14 protein-coding genes are annotated in these 15410 nt (G+C 55.2%); 9 read left to right on the top strand and 5 right to left on the bottom strand.

The window, feature by feature from the left end; genetic code table 11:
• Nucleotides 1-38: 38 nt before the first annotated feature.
• Nucleotides 39-908, top strand: a complete 870-nt coding sequence (locus tag PuT2_RS09770) for a polysaccharide deacetylase family protein (protein WP_093970867.1) — start codon at nt 39-41, stop codon at nt 906-908.
• Nucleotides 909-952: 44 nt separating this feature from the next.
• Here PuT2_RS09770 and PuT2_RS09775 read toward each other — a convergent pair whose 3' ends face one another.
• The 4 genes from PuT2_RS09775 to PuT2_RS09790 all read right to left on the bottom strand — a co-directional run bounded on the left by PuT2_RS09775 (nt 953) and on the right by PuT2_RS09790 (nt 6271).
• The gene (locus PuT2_RS09775; RefSeq protein ID WP_093970868.1) at nt 953-1933 is read right to left on the bottom strand and encodes a LysR family transcriptional regulator; all 981 of its coding nucleotides are present in this window, start codon (nt 1931-1933) and stop codon (nt 953-955) included.
• Between the two features lie 629 nt (nt 1934-2562).
• A complete protein-coding gene (locus tag PuT2_RS09780) occupies nt 2563-3666 on the bottom strand; it encodes an NAD(P)-dependent alcohol dehydrogenase (protein ID WP_093970869.1) in 1104 nt (367 codons plus the stop codon).
• A gap of 46 nt (nt 3667-3712) precedes the next feature.
• Nucleotides 3713-4750: an aromatic ring-hydroxylating dioxygenase subunit alpha gene (locus PuT2_RS09785; protein ID WP_093970870.1), complete on the bottom strand. Its 1038-nt coding sequence runs from the start codon at nt 4748-4750 to the stop codon at nt 3713-3715.
• 75 nt (nt 4751-4825) lie between these two features.
• Nucleotides 4826-6271: an aldehyde dehydrogenase family protein gene (locus PuT2_RS09790; RefSeq protein ID WP_093970871.1), complete on the bottom strand. Its 1446-nt coding sequence runs from the start codon at nt 6269-6271 to the stop codon at nt 4826-4828.
• Between the two features lie 95 nt (nt 6272-6366).
• Here PuT2_RS09790 and PuT2_RS09795 point away from each other — a divergent pair, with 95 nt between their 5' ends.
• Genes PuT2_RS09795 through PuT2_RS09805 form a run of 3 tightly spaced genes read left to right on the top strand, consistent with a single transcriptional unit; the run spans nt 6367 to nt 9870 of the window.
• The gene (locus PuT2_RS09795; RefSeq protein ID WP_093970872.1) at nt 6367-7284 is read left to right on the top strand and encodes a LysR family transcriptional regulator; all 918 of its coding nucleotides are present in this window, start codon (nt 6367-6369) and stop codon (nt 7282-7284) included.
• Between the two features lie 23 nt (nt 7285-7307).
• A complete protein-coding gene (locus PuT2_RS09800; protein ID WP_093970873.1) occupies nt 7308-8783 on the top strand; it encodes an amidase in 1476 nt (491 codons plus the stop codon).
• Nucleotides 8784-8817: 34 nt separating this feature from the next.
• Nucleotides 8818-9870 (top strand): XdhC family protein, encoded by a 1053-nt coding sequence (locus PuT2_RS09805; RefSeq protein ID WP_093970874.1) that lies wholly within the window; start codon nt 8818-8820, stop codon nt 9868-9870.
• On the opposite strand, the gene PuT2_RS09810 is transcribed toward PuT2_RS09805, so the two are convergent.
• Nucleotides 9867-10493, bottom strand: coding sequence for a 2OG-Fe(II) oxygenase (locus PuT2_RS09810; RefSeq protein ID WP_093970875.1), 627 nt, complete (start codon nt 10491-10493; stop codon nt 9867-9869). The two genes, PuT2_RS09805 and PuT2_RS09810, sit on opposite strands and share 4 nt — an antisense overlap.
• Nucleotides 10494-10646: 153 nt before the next feature.
• On the opposite strand from PuT2_RS09810, the gene PuT2_RS09815 reads away from it, so the two are divergent.
• The 5 genes from PuT2_RS09815 to dctP all read left to right on the top strand — a co-directional run bounded on the left by PuT2_RS09815 (nt 10647) and on the right by dctP (nt 15355).
• Entirely contained in the window at nt 10647-11639 is a 993-nt protein-coding gene (locus PuT2_RS09815; protein WP_093970876.1) for a ketopantoate reductase family protein, read from the top strand.
• Nucleotides 11640-11663: 24 nt separating this feature from the next.
• Nucleotides 11664-12422 carry a class II aldolase/adducin family protein gene (locus PuT2_RS09820; protein WP_093970877.1) on the top strand — a complete coding sequence of 253 codons (759 nt, stop codon included), beginning with the start codon at nt 11664-11666 and terminating at the stop codon, nt 12420-12422.
• 100 nt (nt 12423-12522) lie between these two features.
• Nucleotides 12523-13053 carry a TRAP transporter small permease gene (locus PuT2_RS09825; RefSeq protein WP_093970878.1) on the top strand — a complete coding sequence of 177 codons (531 nt, stop codon included), beginning with the start codon at nt 12523-12525 and terminating at the stop codon, nt 13051-13053.
• Nucleotides 13050-14369 carry a TRAP transporter large permease gene (locus PuT2_RS09830; RefSeq protein ID WP_233574888.1) on the top strand — a complete coding sequence of 440 codons (1320 nt, stop codon included), beginning with the start codon at nt 13050-13052 and terminating at the stop codon, nt 14367-14369. Before PuT2_RS09825 ends, PuT2_RS09830 begins: the two co-directional genes overlap by 4 nt.
• 17 nt (nt 14370-14386) lie before the next feature.
• Nucleotides 14387-15355, top strand: a complete 969-nt coding sequence (gene dctP, locus PuT2_RS09835; RefSeq protein ID WP_093970880.1) for a TRAP transporter substrate-binding protein DctP — start codon at nt 14387-14389, stop codon at nt 15353-15355.
• Nucleotides 15356-15410 lie beyond the last annotated feature (55 nt).

The raw sequence follows: 15410 nt of genomic DNA on the forward strand, positions 1-15410 counted from the left end.
AATTGCGCGGTACAACTAGAGAAAATGGAGCAACGAGAATGCAAAATCATGATCGCTTTGAGTTTTCCCCGATTGTCAGTCGTCCAAAGTTAAAATTGCCGGATGGAAATCGGGTAGCTGTTTGGGTTATTCCCAACGTAGAGCATTTCTTATTTGATCGGCCGTCAACATCGATTACCGGTGTCACTGCAGGTTTGGCACCGGATATTCTTAATTATGCATGGCGCGATTACGGACCACGTGTGGGATTTTGGCGCATGCTTGAGGTTATGGAAAAACATGGTGTCAAAGGGACGGTAGCGCTGAACTCCGATGTTTGTGAGCTTTACCCCCAGTTGATTGAGGCGGGTAATGCGTGTGGTTGGGAATGGATGGGGCACGGCAAGAACAACTCACAGTTTATTGCTCACCTTGAAATCGATGAAGAGCGCGCACTAATTAATGATATTGTTCGAACCATTCAAAGTGCGACTGGAACGAAACCGCGAGGTTGGTTAAGTCCGGCGCTTACGGAAACTTACAATACGCCCGATATTCTTGCTGAGGCAGGAATTGAGTACAACGCAAATTGGGTTAACGACGAACAACCTTACCCCATGAGTGTGAAAAAAGGATCGTTATATTCATTGCCTTACGCAATTGAAATGAATGACATTCCGGCATTTCTCGATCTTAAGCAGAGCCCTGAACAATTCGCCAAACAAATTTGCGATACCTACGATGTCATGTACGAGGATGCAAAAGATAGTGCGCGCGTCATGGCGATATCTGTTCACCCGTTTCTTATAGGCCGCCCACATCGTAGTAAATATTTTGATCTGGCTTTAAAGCATATCCGCAATAAAGGCGGAGCCTGGTTTGCAACCGGTTCTGAGATCCTTGATTGGTACAAGGGACAGGTAGGTTAATAAGTCGTTTAGTCGCGCATGATGCACATGCCGATGTTGGCTAACTAGTTGGCTCGGAAAAAGTCGTATAGGCTTTCATCTGAGCTAATTTTTTTAGCATAGCCCAGTTGTTTTTTAACAATTTGGTCTATTAATGTCAGCAGATAAGGAACCAGGTCGGGCATTTCCTCGGCGATGGTCGTACCCATTTTGGCCGGGCACATGATGTGCATGGTATGTTTCAGTAATGGTTCGTTGATCAGGCGAACAGCTAAGGTACCACTTTCAACCTCGCGACAAATTGCCCCATAGGGCAAAATGCTGGCCGCAGCGCCACGCGCTACGATATCGCGGATACCGGCAATTGACTGCATTTCATAGTCAACCTTGAAGGGAATGCCGCGTTCGCTAGTAACGAATTCTAGGCATCTACGACCAACGTCGCGCTTGCCTCCGTGGGCAATGGGGTATTGCAACGCCTCCTCCAAGCTAACAGCATTCTTGGTTGGGGCAAGATCTGTGCGTGTCACTAGTAAAGGCACTTCCTGCAAGACGGCTATCGATCGAAGGCCAGGACGTTCTACAGGTGCATATGAGAATGCTAAAAGAATTTCTTTGTTTTCTAGAGCGTCCACGAGTATGAAGCTGGGGTCTTCTCGCAAGGTTAAAGACGTATTTTCAAGCTTGGATTGGGAGGTTATGAGAGCCTCCGCGCCAACCAACGTCATGAGGCTCGGAGTTAGCCCCAAAGAAATAGTGTGTTGGCTGGAGCGTCCGATATTTGATATATCGGTACGCATTTGGTCGATAAAGCTAAATAAAAATTGTGCTCGGCTGAGCAGAAGCTCTCCCGCTTCAGTCGGTTCGACGCCGCGCGAGTGTCGATTCAGAAGCGGGACGCCGAACGATTCTTCCAGTTGGCGAATATTTAGGCTAAGGGCAGGTTGGGCTATGAACAGTAGCTCGGCTGCTCGCGTTATGCTGCCTGTCTCAATTACTTTAACGAAGTTGCGCAGTTGGCGAATGTTAAGGTCAACATCTCTCATGATTTGGGGCCCGATTTGCAAGATCACGCTTCAGTTTGGGCATAGGTGTAAACGTCGGGCACACATCTTCTAATAAAGCTTTTACGGGAGCGGGTTGCCGCTGTTGAGTCATCGGTACCGTGATGTTTGAGTCTAAACATTTCGCCAAGGCCGCGTCTAGTTAGCTATAAGAAATGACTTGATAGAACTCTTCATCTGCAAGTTCTCTTATTCAGGAGTAGGTGGCTTAGGCCCATTGAGCCCCTCTGAGGCTTGGGAATAATGCCCTCAAAAAAGACTGAGTAGAAGGACGGCTTACAAGGATTTAAGACTGCCGGCCGTGCCAGTGATGAAGGCGTCGATTAGGGCCTTGCTCGTTTGCGGATGTTGTTGGAACGATCTGTAGCGTCACTCATACCTGTGTGAGCGCCTAAAGGTTCCGGACTAACTTTCGCTGGCTTGAACATATCATATTGAGACGATAGGTGTAAGCCCTGAAAGCGGCTAACCGCGAGATAATGGGTGACACAGGTAAACAACGCGCTTAGCCGCCAGAGTCGTTGTGTAAGAATAATGCCTGGCGTGCCACCGGATGCGACTGGTTAAGTGAAAAATCAGTCTTAGGTTGCCGCATCCAGAAGGGTATCTTCCTACCCCATCCGCACCACTGGTTTGATGGTGATGCCTTTGTCCATATCTTCCATGGCCTGGTTAATGTTGGCCAGGTCATAGAACTTAAGCAGCCGGTCGAACGGGAAGCGGCCTTGGCGGTAGAGCTCGATCATTTGCGGGATGAAAATGTCGGGGACGCTGTCGCCCTGGTGTATGCCGCGCACGGTGCGGCCGCCCAGTACCATTTGCAAAATATTGACTTGGGCGTCGGCGCCCTTGGCGGTGTTGATCAGGCCGCATACGCCGCGCGGGGCCAAATGGTTGACGGCGTTCTTGATCAGGGGCAGGCTGCCTGTGGTGTCTACTACGTAGTTCAGGCCTTCGGGGGCCAAGCTGCGAATGACATCAAAGGTTTCTTCTTTTGCACCGTTGATGGTGTGTGTCGCTCCTAGCTCCATCGCCAAGCCCAGACGCGAGTCCTGGGTGTCGACGGCAATAATGGTGGCGGCGCCGCACAGGCGTGCGGCCATGACGGCGGCCAGCCCGACCGATCCGGTGCCCAAAATGGCAATACGGCTGCCAGCCGCTACTTTTAATGAATTGATGACTGCACCGGCGCCCGTCTGGATGCCGCAGCCCAGCGGGCCCAGCAGCTCCAGGTCGACGGTTTTGTCGACGGGGACCACGGTGCGCTCGGTGCACAGGCTGTAGGTGCCAAACGAAGACTGGCCGAAGAAATGGCTGTGAACAGGTTCGCTGCCGGCTTTCAAGGCGGTAGAGCCGTCGATGCGCTTGCCCGAAAACGCATGTCGCCCCAAATGCTGGCAGTAGACTGAGTCGCCCTTGCGGCAGCTTTGGCAAGTGCCGCACGAGTCAAACGAAATGACGACGTGGTCGCCCGGCTTGACCTTTTGTACCGATCGACCCACGCGCTCGACAATGCCTGCACCTTCGTGGCCCAGTACGATGGGCTTGGGTACAAAAACGTCGGAATTACGCATGTTGACGTCGGTGTGGCAGATACCCGTTGCAACGACGCGAACCAGGACTTCGTTATCACGGGGGTCTTCAAGCGTGAGGGTTTCGATGGAAAATGGTTCGCCGGACTTGCGGCTGACTGCTGCGGTAATTTCTGTCGTCATGTCTTGTGTGAGTTAATGCTGGGCGGCGGGAAATGGCTGCCGTTTGTTAGTTGACGCTGGCTTCGACGGGCTGGGCCTGCGTTGCATCGGCTTGGGCCAGACGCTGAACGATACGGCGTGCCGAAATGGCGCCGCTGTCGGCCCGGATACTGATGTCTGGGTTGGCGCGTGTGTCGGTTTCGATAAGTTGCTGTTGGGCTTCCAGGACCTCAACGTCTTCCAGAAACGTTTTCAGAATCTGATCGTTGATCATCTGGGTGAGATTGTCGTCATCTAGTGCAAAACAGCGGGTGATCGTCCAGAAGTACAGACTGCTGCGCTCGTCGATAGGGGTAATCGAATTGATCGAAAACCAGCGCATGCCTTGTTCAAGGTCGTCGACACCGGCGGGGTAGCCGCGGGCGTCAATTGAAACGTTGGCCGGCATCTGAAAGCGGATGACCTGCCAGCGGTCGATGTTGCCGGTGAAGCCGCGCACTTTCTTGAACAGCGGCGGTGGCGGCGTGTTGCGCATGATGCGCTGCACATGCACTTCGTCGCCTTCAACGCGGTATTCCATAGGGGTTTCGACAATAGCCGAGTTGCCAATGGTTTTGCCGTGCACATAGGTTTCGTGGGTCAGGTCGAGCAGGTTGTCTGTGAGTAACTGATAGTTGGCATTGACTTTCAGGCAACCGCCGGTGGCCAGCCAGCCGGGCATGTCGTTGTACTGGAACTCGGGCAGCAGTGATTCGTCGGCCTTGTCGGGGTCGCCCATCCATACCCAGATCCATTTCCATTTTTCAATGACCGGGTAACGGCGCACCTGCATGGCTGGCGGGATTTTGTCCTGACCAGGAATGTGCGTGCATTTGCCGGAGCAATCGAACGTGATGCCGTGGTAGCCGCATTGAACGGCGTCGCCCACCAAGTTGCCTTTGGACAGAGACGCACGACGGTGCGCGCAGCGGTCTTCAAGGACGGCGACTTCGCCGGCTTCGGTGCGAAACAGAACCAGGGGTTCGCCGGTGATCCAGCGCTGGGTCAGGTGGCGACCGATTTCATTGCCCCATGCTGCAACATACCAGGCATTCTTGATAAACATTGTTGTCTCCTGCGGTGTTTCTTAACCGGCGCGCGCAGTCTTGGGCTGCTTTGGCGCCGGTGTCATGTGTGTTGCTTATTTGGTTTCGAGGTAGAAGTGCTTGGTCTTCATGAAGTCGTACATGCCTTCCCAACCGTGCAGTTTGCCGTAACCACTGTCGCCGTAGCCGCCGGTTTCGACTTCGGCAAACAGCCGGTTGTGGCTATTGCACCAGACGTTGCCAAAGTTCAGGCGTGATGCCATGCGGCGCGCCAGCAGGGCGTTTTCCGTCCAGACGCTGGACGCCAGGCTGTAGCGCGTGGCATTGGCCCGCGAAACAGCTTCGTCTTCTGACGTAAAGCGTTCGAGCACGAGAATGGGGCCGAAGAGTTCATCTTGAATAAACGGCGAGTTCAGATCGTCGACTTCGATCAGGCTGGGTCGGATGAACGCCCCTTTGGCCAGATCGCCGCCCGGAATCTCGCCTTTCAGGACGACTCTTGCTTCGCGCTCGGCTTTGGCGACCAGGTCGGCAATGCGATCGCGGTTGCGAATGTCGATCAGGCAGCCCATTTGCGCTTCGGGGTCAGTGCCCGGGCCGACTTTAAGGTTCTTCAGGGCCTGGGTCAGGCGGGCGCGGAACTCGTCGTAGATGCTGTCGTGGACCAGAACACGCGCAATGGCGGTACATTGCTGGCCGGCCATGACCATGCCGCCGGCCACAATGCCCGCGACGGTTTTGTCCATGTTGCAGTCGGGGAAAACAATGGCAGGTGCTTTGCCGCCCAGTTCGAGGGACAGGCGCTTGAGCGTGCCGGCGGTGGCTGCGGCAATCAGCTTGCCCACATGTGAAGACCCGGTGAAACTGATGACGTCGACATCGATGGTGTCGCACAGATAGCGAGATACGTCGGTTCCCGATTCAATGACCGAGTTGATAATGCCTTTAGGCATGCGCTCGTCGTTGACGACACATTCGAGCGCCAGGTTATTGGCGATGCAAGTTTGGAATGCGGGCTTGATGACGACTGAGCAGCCTGCCGCCAGGGCGGGTGCCAGTGAGCGGATCAGCAACGTGATGGGCGCGTTCCAGGGCAAAATAATGGCAGCGACACCTGCGGCTTCGCGGTCTAGCGTAGAAAAACAGCCGGGCTCAATTTCAAGGATACGACCAAATTGGTTGCGTGCCAGACCGGCGTAGTACTTCAGCTCAGAAACGCCAGCCATGATTTCACCGATGGCTTCACGGCGTAATTTGCCGTTAACTTTAACGATCCAGTCGGCAATTTCGTCTTTACGGGCTTCGAGGTTGGTCGCAAAGGTCAGTAAGACCTCGGCCCGAACCCGGGGGCTTTGCTTCCAGTTTGTGTCGTTGAATGCGCGTCGAGCGGCAGCAACGGCGGCCTGCGCTTCGGCAGTGGTTCCGTCGCAGAAGTCCATCACATGTTCAGACGTGGCGGGATTAAGAATGGGACCGGTGGTGGCAGTGCCTGAAACGGCGGTGACCCATTGGCCGTCGATGTAATGGTGTGCAAGTGTCATGATGAGTTTGTCTCCGGGCTAATACTAAGGTTATTAGAAAGGACTCGGGGGTATCATGGAAATTTGAATATAAAATGAATTAATAATAATAGTTTATGAATATAAGTTTTCGGCAGATCAAAGCGTTTTTGCATGTGGCGCGGCTGGGTAATTTCACACGCGCCGCCGAACAGATGCACGTCACGCAAGCCGGCCTCAGCATCATGATGCGCGAGCTCGAGTCGCAACTTAATTGTCGCTTGTTCGACCGCACCACCCGTAACGTTACGCTAACCGCCGCTGGGCAAGAGTTCCTGCCGGTGGCGTCTCGTATGGTGCAAGAGCTGGAATCGTCTGCCCAGTACCTGGGCGAACTGACCGACCGTGCGAATCAGACTTTGAATGTTGGTGTGACGCCGTTGGTGGCCTCCAATATTTTGCCGGCGGCATGCCGGATGTTCCGCCTGATGCACCCGGAGGTCAACATTCGTCTGGTCGATGCCATACCGGCGCAAGTGCAGCATATGGTCGAAGGCGGCGAGCTTGATTTCGGTCTGGGGGCTTTTTTCAAGCCGACGTCCGGTGTCGAGCTCGTGTCATTGTTCGAGTATCAACTGATGTGGGTGGCGCCAGTCGATTTCAATGCGCCTGAGGGCGGGCCGCTGCCCGATGCCAAGGTTATTCCGTGGTCAAGCCTGATCGACGTGCCGCTGATGGGGTTGCCGCCCGAAAACCGCATTCAGCAAGTGGTCGAGAAACACCTGGCGGCCATAGGCCGAGCCAACGAAGAGCGCCTGACCCTGAATAATTTTGAAACCGTGATTGCGATGGTGTCTTCGGGGCTGGGTACGGCTATTGTGCCATCGTATGCCAATGCGGCTTGCAAGCGTTATGGTGTGCGCACCGCTATTATTAATGAGCCAGCGGCGTCGCTGAGTTTTTATCGCATTACCAAACGGGGGCGTGCCGAGGCCGTACTTATGCCCGATTTTATCGATGCGTTTGTGTCGGCTGTGCCGATACATACCCTTTAAGCCATTGTTGCAGGGGGCTTGTTATGAATTCATCCGTGTCAGACGTCCGAGTACAGGCGCTGCGCAGTTATACCGTCCCGGACCATGTCGACCCGATCGGCATGCCGAACCGAGTCTGGCCTGGCGTTGCGCCGGGTTTTTTCGGGGGCATGTCGGTGGCACAAGCACCGCTGGCCCGGTTGGCCAGGCAAGTGGCTTCGGGCGAGGTCAATCCGGTTGACCGGGTGCAGCATTTCCTCAAGGTGATTGCCGAACATGCCGCATTGAATGTGTTCATTCATGTCGATGCCGACGGGGCGCTTAAAAAGGCACGGCAATTGCAGCGCCAAATTGCCGATGGACGTGATCCGGGGCCGTTGGCAGGCATTGTGTTTGCTGTTAAAGACTGTATTCCGGTGGCCGGTTTGCCATATCAGGCGGGGTCGCTGTCCATCAGTAGGCAAGTTGCCGGACAGAGCGCGCCTGCCGTGGCCCGGCTTGAGGCCGCGGGTGCCATCGTTATTGGCATGGCAAATATGCATGAGCTGTCGTATGGCGGCCTGTCGAATAACGCGCATTTTGGTGCGGTAGGTCACCCGCTCGATGCTTCTTGTGTGCCAGGTGGTTCAAGCGGTGGTTCGGCTGCAGCCGTAGCCGCAGGCATGGTTGACTTTGCCTTGGGCACTGATGCGGCCGGTTCGGTGCGCATGCCGGCGGCGCTGTGCGGACTGGTGGGGTTCAAAGCCAGTTACGACGTCATTCCGCGCGACGCGGTGATACCGTTGACCTTTACGCTCGATCATGTGGGCCCGTTAACCAAAACCGTGGCAGACGCTGCCCTGCTGAGCACCTTGATGGTACAGGCAGCGCCTGAGGCTGCCGATACCCAAGCCACGACGTTTGCGCTGGCTGACATTACTGCGTTTTGCCCGCAAAACTTATTTCACGATATGTTGCAGCCCAGTGTGCAGGCGGCATACGGTAGTGCACTACATAAATTGCAGCAGGCCGGGTTGCAGATGCGACAGGGCAACATTGCTGCGCTTGATCAGGCACCCGCCATCCAGCATGTGACGTTGGCTGCCGAGGCAGCGCAGGTTCACGACAACTGGGCGCTGCGTCGCCCAGAACACATTGCGCCCGACATCAGGGCACGACTCGAGGCCGGCAAAGCGATTTCAGCAGTCGACTACATCAAAGCCCAGCGCTTGCGTACGGTTCTGACTCAAGCGTTATCGGCCCCACTAGAGGGGCCTGCGTCTGTGATGGTGACCCCAACGGCATTAACGGTTGCGTGTCCGGCCGATGCTGTGATTCATCACGGCAATCAAGCTATTGCTGCGCGTACCGTACTCACACGATTGACCTCTCCGTTCAACTTGACGGGTATGCCGGCTATTTCCATACCTTGCGGTGTAGATGCGGCTGGCTTCCCGGTCGGCTTGCATATTGCCGGTAAGTTGGGTGATGATGCTTTGGTTTTGGCGGCAGCCGCCGCGTTTGAGGCCGTGTTGATGTAAAGCATCAGCGTCGACGGTCTATGGATAAAGAATTATGGAAAATCTTGATCTGGTTGTATTGCGCGCGCTGAAAGACTGGCGTCTGGCGGGCAAGCGCGGGCTGCTGGCAACCGTGGTACGCACCTGGGGTTCGTCGCCTCGGCCTGTCGGCTCGACCATGGCGCTTTGCGAAGATGGTTCGGTGGTGGGGTCGGTGTCGGGTGGTTGCATTGAAGACGATCTGATTTACCGGTTTACCAAAGCCTATGCTGGGGCGCCGCAGAACGAAGACATGCCGCATGGGGCGCCGCGATTTTTAAAGTACGGGATCAAGGCCGACGAGGCCCACCGGTTTGGTTTGCCCTGCGGCGGCACACTAGAGCTGTTGCTGGAATTCGACCCCGATGCCCAGGCGCTGGCCACACTTATTGCATCGCTCGAGCAAGGCAAGCTCATGCAGCGCAGCGTCAATCTGGCCGATGGTGTGGTCATGCTTCGCGAAGCCGAGCAACCCGAAGCACTGGCTGTTTCCGATACGGCGCTGGTCAACACCTTTGGGCCCGAATACCGCATGTTGTTGATCGGGGCCGGGCAATTGGCCGAATACCTGGCCACTATGGCGCTGTTTAATGGGTTTGCCGTTACCGTCTGCGATCCGCGCGAAGAATACCGAGGTAGTTGGTCGGTGCCTGGCGTCAAGGTGGTGTCCGACATGCCTGATGATGTGGTTTTGGCGTTCAAGGCCGACCGTCGTTCGTGCATTATTGCCTTAACACACGACCCTAAACTCGACGACCTGGCGCTGCTTGAGGCCCTTGAAACCGAGGCCTTTTATATCGGCGCCATCGGCTCGCGCAGCAACAACGAGGCTCGTCATCAGCGCATGATTGAGCATTTGGGCCAAACCCGCGAAACGCTGCAGCGTTTGCGCGGGCCTATCGGTATTTTTATTGGTAGTAAAACGCCGCCCGAAATCGCCGTCAGCATCATGGCCGAAGTGTTAGCCGTTAAAAACGGCGTAACCTTGCCGCGCGATATGGAAGTGGCCTATGCCAAGAACAATGCGGGTGTTGCTTCGTCGGGCGCCGACGCTATGTGTTCGATCTAGGCCAAAATTTGCGGCAGGTCGTCCCTGAACCAGCCGGTCAGACTCCAGCGTGTTTTGCGGGTGGGTAATACTTCGTGCCAGATTTGATCGCTTCTGAATACGACGAACCTGCCCGGCGTGGGTAATAGTCGGGTTACACGTTCAAGGCCGGCGTTGCCCGCTTCGTAAAGACACAGTTCGCCGCCGTCGTCGGGCCCCCAGTCTTCGTTCAGGTACAGCACGACCGAAATTTTTCGGTGGGGGCAATTGCGATGTTGATCAAGGTGTTTTTTGTACCCATAGCCACTGCCGTACCGCGCGAAATGCAGTTCTTCGCTACGCAGGCCTAAAAAGTAAGTTTGGTTCAGGGTTTGGCGCAAATCGGCCAGAAAAAGAAAGAAAGGGTGCGCGGCGTAGGGGGGGAGATGAGGGTCGACCCAGCAAATGCTGTCGCCGCGGATGTCGGTGTTTTTTTGCCGGCTTGCGTGTTGCCCGATGAGTGCATCGTGGAACTGGCCGGCTTCGAAAAGTGTTTGACTGGCCTCTTTTAATGAATGCCGCCATTCGACGGGGATGACCTCGTCGGACATGGCCCAACCCGAGGTCTCGAGGCTGGTAAAAAGCTGATCAGGGAGTGCGATCAAGATGAACGCCTAAAGCTGGAATTTTAAGCGATTTCCCCTAGTTTTCTCAAAATGCTTTAAGGGTAAAATTTTTTTGTTTCAAGCGCCTGCGCTGCGGGCCGGCCGGTGCCAATGCCCGGTATGTTCTGCAGCAGGCAGACATAGGCTAGGCAGATGACAGAATCGATTTCTTTAAACGTATGTGTGGTGGGCGCGGGTGCGATCGGGTGCACGCTTGCAGCGAGGTTGCAGGCCGCAGGGCAGCCGGTGAATGTGCTGGCCCGAGGGGCGACGCTGGCGGCCTTGCAATCCGATGGCATTCGCCTGCACGACCTGGACGGAGAGCACCGCGTTCACGTGAATGCTAGTGACGACTGTGCCGACTTTGGCGTCCAAGATATTGTGTTTGTATGCACCAAGGCACAAGCCTTGCCCGCCTTGTTGCCCACGCTGGCGCCTTTGGTGGGCAACGATACCGTGGTCGTGCCCATGGTTAACGGTGTGCCGTGGTGGTACTTTTTTGCCGAAGGTGGCCGCTTTGATGGGCAGCCGGTTCATGCGGTTGACCCTGACGGCGTCCTGACGCGTGCCTTGCCGTTGGCCAACGTGATTGGCTGCGTGGTGTTCATTACCGCTCAAGCGTTGTCTCCGGGGGTAATAAAGTCCGTCAATCCGCACCTGGTGGTCTTTGGCGAACCGTCCGGAAAACTCACCCCGCGTCTGGAACGTTTGCGCAGCATGGTAGAGCGGGCGGGTATAGAGGCGCGCGGCGTTGACCGTATTCGCGATACGCTTTGGACCAAAATTTTGGCCAATCTGACGTCCAACCCGCTGTCGGTTGTCATTGGCGGTACGCTTGATCAGTTGTATTCCGAGCCCGACATCAAGCAGATTGTGGTCAAAATGCTGAATGAAGGGTTGGCTGTGGCGGCAGCCTACGGCGCGCGCATCAACTTTGACCCGCACACCTTTTTAGAACTGGCTGCCGGCATGGGCCCCGTAAAAACGTCGATGTTGCAAGATTACGAGAAAGGCCTGCCGCTCGAGCTGGCCGCTATTGGCGATGCCGTCATCGAGCTGGCAGACCGTATGAATATCCCCATGCCGGTCAGTCGCGACATTCTGGCGCTGGCGCGGTTTCGGGGCGTTCACGCCTCTACACAATAACGTTTACCCCAAGGAGACCTGACTATGTCACCCGTTACCCGCCCCGATCACTGTCCCGAGGCCGAATGGGCTTTGCGCGAACAACTGGCGTATTGCTACCGGTTGGTTGATTTTTTTGGCTGGACCGAAACTATTTTCAACCATATTTCGGCGCGTTTGCCGGGGCCTGCGCATCATTATCTGGTCAACCCCTTTGGCTTGAATTACAGCGAGGTCACCCCCGCTAACCTGCTGAAGGTTGATCTCGATGGCCATAAGCTTGAGGCCTCCGAATACGATGCAAACCCAGCGGGTTTTGCTTTGCACAGCGCTGTACATGGTGCGCGCGACGATATCCATTGCCTGATTCACACCCATACGACGCCCATCTCGGCCGTGGCGCAAAAGCAGAACGGTTTTGATCACAACAATTTTTACGGGGCGCAGTTGTATGGGCGTGTCGGTTATCACGCCTTCGAGGGAATTACGCTGTTTGCCGACGAAAAGGCCCGCATGCTGGACAGTTTGGGTAACAAACACATTCTCGTGCTGCGTAATCATGGCGTGGCCGTGGGCGAAAGCTCCATCGAAAAAGCATTTTTCCTGCTCTGGACGGTGCAGCGCGCTGCCGAAATTCAGTGTCAGGCGGCGGCGATGGGGGGCGAGGATGTAGCGTTGTCAGACGAAATTGCACAGAAATGCGCAGACTTGACGGCCATGCTTATTCGTGAAGACGATTTCGCCGTTAAGTTCTTCAAGGCCATGGTGCGCAAAATGCATGCCGAAAAAGGGGCCTCCTGGTAGGCGATGTGTGGAGCGACTCTTCAAGTGTTACATGCAGATGGTTTAGGCTGTCATTGTTTAAGGTTAAAATTCTGCGCTCAACGCTTACAGGACGAGTCGTATGCAACAATCTTTCGAGACACAGTCCGAGCCGGTCGGCGGCTCCGGGCTGTCGCGGGCCTATAGGGGCCTGTTAAACGGTACGGGCGCTTTTGCCGCCTTGCTTTTCTTTGCCATGGCGCTACTGGTGTGCGCCGATGTTCTGCTTCGAAACCTGGGCGTCATGTCTATTCAGTGGGCGGTAGAAGTCACTGAATACATGATGATGATTGCCGCGTTTTGTGCGGCGCCCTGGTTGGTTTACACCAACGACCACATTCGTGTCGACGTCATTGTGCGTAATTTCACCGGGGCGGCCGCCTTCCTGGTCGGGTTGGTCTCTTACGGTGTATGCCTGTTTATTTCGGCAGTATTGGCCTGGTATAGCTACACCAGTTTGCTCGACGCCGCGCAACAGGGCGGTATCGTGTTCAAAGTGCTGATGTTCCCCGAATGGTGGCTGGGGCTGCCCATGCTGTTTTGCTTTGTGCTGCTGACCATCGAATTTACGCGTCAGTTTGCAGGTCTGTTTTTCAAAAGTAAGGTGGCATGATGGATTGGCAGTCGGCAATTATGTTGTTGTTGGGTACGCTCTTCGTGCTGATGCTCGTTGGCATGCCCGTTGCTTTTGCGTTTTTGGGGGTTAACCTGCTGGGCGCCTGGGTGTTCATGGGGGGCGAGGCCGGTGTCAGTCAGCTGGTTCGTAATTCCATTCAGTCAGTTAGCAGCTTTTCGTTAACGCCTATTCCGTTGTTCATCCTGATGGGCGAGGTGCTGTTTCATACCGGGTTGGCATTCAGGGCCATTAACGCCATCGAACGCCTGATCGCACGTGTGCCAGGGCGGTTGTCTGTCGTGTCGGTTGTCGGTGGCACAGTATTTGCGACTTTGTCGGGCTCTACTATTGCCAACACGGCCATGATGGGCGGTACCTTGTTGCCCGAAATGATGCGGCGCGGCTACCACCCTAACCTGGCTATGGGCCCGATTATGGCGGTGGGTGGTATTGCCATGCTCATCCCACCATCGGCGCTGGCCGTTATGTTGGGTAGTCTGGCCGGCATTTCCATTTCCAAGCTGCTTATCGGCGGCATTATTCCGGGCATTTTGTTGTCGATTATGTTCGTGGGTTATGTTGTTTTGCGCTGCAAAATGAACCCCGAATTGGCCCCGGCCGATGACCCCAGCGAACGCGTGTCGGGTTGGGAAAAGTGGAAGCCCTTCATGCGTGACGTGGTGCCGCTGCTGGGTATCTTCATTGCCGTGGTGGGCAGTATGCTGGTAGGTTGGGCGTCGCCAACCGAGTCGGCCGCCATTGGCGCCGTTGCGGCCACGCTTGCTACCGTGTGCTACGGCACTTTCACTGTCAGCAGTTTTTACAAGTCACTTATCGAAACTGCCCGCATTTCGGTGGTGATTCTGTTCGTGCTTATTGCGTCGACCACGTTCTCGCAGCTACTCAGTTTTTCGGGGGCAACCACCGGTTTGCTTAATCTGATTACCGAGTATGACCTGTCGCCCATGTGGCTGATTATCGGCATGTTGCTGATTTTGCTTGCTCTGGGGTGTGTGATTGACCAGGTCAGCATGATGATGATTACGCTGCCGTTCTTCATGCCTCTGGCCAATGCGGCCGGTATCGACCCCATCTGGCTCGGCGTGATGTTCTTGCTGGCTATGGAAATGGGCTTGCTGACACCGCCATTTGGTTTGCTGTGCATGGTCATGCAAAGTGTGGCCCCGCCACAAATTCGCCTGACGCAAATTTACGCGTCGGTCATGCCCTACCTTCTCATTGAGCTGCTGGTGTTGGGCTTGATCTTGTTAATCCCGTGGCTGGCTGTGGGGCTGCCACAACTCATGATGTAACCAAAGGAGATCCGTACATGAAATTTCAACTGAAAAAAATCGTGCTGGGCGCGGTGCTGGGCTTGGCCGCTGTGTCGGCACAAAGCGCAGAAGTGACACTGAAAGCCGTCAGCGTATTCAACAAAGATGCCTTTTTCTTCCGTCAGTTCAACGAGTTCATGAACTCGGTGAATGCCGAAGGCAAAGGTCTGGTCCAGATCCAGTTTGTTGGCGGCCCTGAGTCCATGCCTCCGTTCGAAGTAGGCAGCGCCCTGCGTTCGGGTGTTGTCGACATCGCTAATACAACGGCCGTGTTCCATGCCAACTTGGTGCCCGAAGGGCTGGCCTTGACGGTGACCGACACCCCGATGGCCGAGCTGCGTAAAAACGGCGGCTACGAGCTGATGGACAAGATCCACCGCGAAAAGGCCAACATGGTGTGGCTGGGTCGTACCACCGATGGCTTGAAATACCACGTTTACAGCAACAAAAAGCCCGACGGTAACTCGTTTGCCGGGATGAAGCTGCGCAGTGTGCCCGTATACCGTGCATTCTTCCAGTCGTTGGGTGCCGCACCTTTGCAAGTGCCCCCCGGCGAGGTCTTTACGGCGCTTGAGCGCGGTGTGGTCGACGGCTACGGCTGGCCCAGCGTAGGTATTTTCGACCTGGGTTGGCAAGAGAAAACCAAGTACCGCGTCGAACCCGGCTTTTACAACGTAGAAGTCAGTTTGTTCATGAACCAGGATACCTGGGAAAAGAAATTGAACAACGAACAGCGTGAGTTCTTGAAAGCGCAAATGGCCAAGATTGAAGCCAATTACGCTAAAGACCACGAACTGGCTGTTGCTGAGAAAAAACGTCAGGAAGAGTTCGGTATTGAAATGGTATCGGTCGGCAATGGTGATGCTTTCGTCAAGCAAGCCAACGCCGAAGCCTGGAAAGCGATTGACCAGGCCAGCCCCAAGCATGCCGCTGAATTGCGCGCCAAGTTTGGTGGCAACAAGTAATCAAAGCCTCATATAAACGGGTACGGAGCATATGATGACAACCGGTGAACTGATC

Origin of the sequence: Pusillimonas sp. T2 (assembly GCF_002236805.1) — a bacterium.
In the GTDB taxonomy this organism is placed as follows: domain Bacteria; phylum Pseudomonadota; class Gammaproteobacteria; order Burkholderiales; family Burkholderiaceae_B; genus Neopusillimonas.

Coding starts and splice junctions, on each gene's coding strand:
- PuT2_RS09770 (WP_093970867.1), top strand. CDS start 39: ATGCAAAATCATGATCGCTTTGAGTTTTCCCCGATTGTCAGTCGTCCA.
- PuT2_RS09775 (WP_093970868.1), bottom strand. CDS start 1,933: ATGAGAGATGTTGACCTTAACATTCGCCAACTGCGCAACTTCGTTAAA.
- PuT2_RS09780 (WP_093970869.1), bottom strand. CDS start 3,666: ATGACGACAGAAATTACCGCAGCAGTCAGCCGCAAGTCCGGCGAACCA.
- PuT2_RS09785 (WP_093970870.1), bottom strand. CDS start 4,750: ATGTTTATCAAGAATGCCTGGTATGTTGCAGCATGGGGCAATGAAATC.
- PuT2_RS09790 (WP_093970871.1), bottom strand. CDS start 6,271: ATGACACTTGCACACCATTACATCGACGGCCAATGGGTCACCGCCGTT.
- PuT2_RS09795 (WP_093970872.1), top strand. CDS start 6,367: ATGAATATAAGTTTTCGGCAGATCAAAGCGTTTTTGCATGTGGCGCGG.
- PuT2_RS09800 (WP_093970873.1), top strand. CDS start 7,308: ATGAATTCATCCGTGTCAGACGTCCGAGTACAGGCGCTGCGCAGTTAT.
- PuT2_RS09805 (WP_093970874.1), top strand. CDS start 8,818: ATGGAAAATCTTGATCTGGTTGTATTGCGCGCGCTGAAAGACTGGCGT.
- PuT2_RS09815 (WP_093970876.1), top strand. CDS start 10,647: ATGACAGAATCGATTTCTTTAAACGTATGTGTGGTGGGCGCGGGTGCG.
- PuT2_RS09820 (WP_093970877.1), top strand. CDS start 11,664: ATGTCACCCGTTACCCGCCCCGATCACTGTCCCGAGGCCGAATGGGCT.
- PuT2_RS09825 (WP_093970878.1), top strand. CDS start 12,523: ATGCAACAATCTTTCGAGACACAGTCCGAGCCGGTCGGCGGCTCCGGG.
- PuT2_RS09830 (WP_233574888.1), top strand. CDS start 13,050: ATGATGGATTGGCAGTCGGCAATTATGTTGTTGTTGGGTACGCTCTTC.
- dctP (WP_093970880.1), top strand. CDS start 14,387: ATGAAATTTCAACTGAAAAAAATCGTGCTGGGCGCGGTGCTGGGCTTG.